Source organism: Eggerthella sp. BIOML-A1 (assembly GCF_009875595.1).
Lineage (GTDB): Bacteria > Actinomycetota > Coriobacteriia > Coriobacteriales > Eggerthellaceae > Eggerthella > Eggerthella lenta.
On record NZ_WWRZ01000026.1, the window covers coordinates 1 to 1,682 of the forward strand.

At 40.8% G+C, this 1,682-nt stretch carries 5 protein-coding genes; all 5 read right to left on the minus strand.

Translation table 11 applies throughout. The features are described from left to right. A partial coding sequence (locus GT590_RS14170; RefSeq protein ID WP_205217247.1) for a hypothetical protein occupies window positions 1–214 on the minus strand: 214 nt, incomplete at its 3' end. A gap of 54 nt (window positions 215–268) precedes the next feature. Then, the gene (locus GT590_RS14175; protein WP_161171195.1) at window positions 269–724 is read right to left on the minus strand and encodes a phage tail tube protein; all 456 of its coding nucleotides are present in this window, start codon (window positions 722–724) and stop codon (window positions 269–271) included. Between the two features lie 3 nt (window positions 725–727). Then, entirely contained in the window at window positions 728–1,138 is a 411-nt protein-coding gene (locus GT590_RS14180; RefSeq protein ID WP_151871652.1) for a capsid protein, read from the minus strand. Then, window positions 1,138–1,479 carry a minor capsid protein gene (locus tag GT590_RS14185; protein WP_151877602.1) on the minus strand — a complete coding sequence of 114 codons (342 nt, stop codon included), beginning with the start codon at window positions 1,477–1,479 and terminating at the stop codon, window positions 1,138–1,140. The genes GT590_RS14180 and GT590_RS14185 overlap by 1 nt, the downstream gene beginning before the upstream one ends. Beyond that, window positions 1,479–1,682: putative minor capsid protein (locus GT590_RS14190; RefSeq protein WP_240133662.1), on the minus strand; the 204-nt coding region annotated here is incomplete at its 5' end. The genes GT590_RS14185 and GT590_RS14190, both read right to left, overlap by 1 nt.

A 1,682-nucleotide genomic window follows, 5' to 3' on the forward strand; every position in this document is an offset into this window, starting at 1 on the left:
CTTTGACGGTATCGATTGTGATGTTATCTTCTTCAATATCTTTTCCGATATTAGATTCAACAATCTGTCTCTGAAATTCATTCAGACGCTTAGTTGCCTCTGTTTCCATATCGTGGAAACGCGTTAACGATTCAGCAGAAGTGTCAAACCAGCGCTCCACTGTCCCTAATTTAATAGGGAAACCAGACTTCTGGATTTCAATTGAGATTGACATGCGTTACTCCTTTTCAAAAAATATAAAAAAGAGGGATTTCTCCCTCTCAAGTTATTAAACGCCTGGAACGGCAGATTCTTTAGGTAAACCTTTAAATGCCAATTTACATCCAAATTCTTCATAAGCGGTGGCATCTCCGCCACCGCCTTTGATACCTGTAGCTGTTGCCACACCGACCCATTGCTTCTTATTGTCGGACTCAACGATCTTATGCCATAGCTTACGACCGTCGCCTACTTTGCGTTTTTTGCTTACAATCAAAGCTTGCGCTTTGTCTTCCGGATCGTACGTTCCTGCTACTGTCCAAGCCTCTGAAACACCGATGACTTCTTCTTCTACGTTTCCATCTCCGTCGTAGTAACCAGCTTTGTCAGTTTCTTCATCTGTATCATCGCTGATAGTTGTACTCCATTTTGCTACTTCCAACCATTCCGTTGGTTCTTTGGCAGGAGTGCTTGGGTCAAATTCAGCGACAAAATGTCCGCGTTTCGCGTTCTTATTACGTGCCATTATTTAGTTTCCTTTCTGTCTATACACGGTTAGCTCAACTTGAAAAGTTAAGCGGAAATAAAAAAAGCCGGACATATCACTGTTCTGATAGTGCGGCTCGGAAGCAATGGTTAAACTCGAAAATTCAAATGATTTATCTAAACTCTCTACTTTATCCAAATCTTCCAGTACATTTGATAATTTGCTTACTATCGTAAAAATACGCTCTCTATCCTTTGATTTTCCTTGAATTTCATAGTTTAATCTTTTCTCTTTCACGCCGTCGTAATAGGACTTAATTACCTTACCGCCAGGCAACGAATAGAGAGAAATACTTTCTTCTTCATTGTTCAAATCATTAAACAAAGGAATTCCGAGCGATTCTGATTGGATGACGTCATCAATGACATCCCCTAGTCTTTCTTGAAAATCCATTACTTCAAACCAGCTCCTTTCACGAATGCATCTTTCCAATCATCCATGAACATAGCTTGCGCTGCTAAATCCCAGCGATTAGTAGCTAGTGGATGGACTGTTTTTTGGAAGTTAGCCGAATTATAAAACCAACGTCTTGCGTAAGGTGTATCCCAAGACAGAGCTTTTCCGTTACTCTCAACCATTCCACTTCCAGTAAGAGTACCCTCATCATAGGGGATATATTGGTCCATATCCGCTAACATCTGATTGGCCATAGTGAACTGCCCTCGATTCATGTTCTGTTGGCTAGTCTTTGCTTTCACGCCATCTAGTTCAATGATAATTTGTGCATTAGCCATCACAAACACTCCAATTCGTAACTAAAGAGCCTCTTAGTGTACGGCTCATAAATCGGAATAGCTTTCTTAATAACCATTTCGCGTCCTTCCAAAATGATTTTGGACTGCTCTTTAAAAGCCACAAACGGACGCGTATGGTCGTTGTAACAAAAGATAAGGCATTCAGCCACAATCTTCTTTTCGGACGTGTCACGACTGTAAAT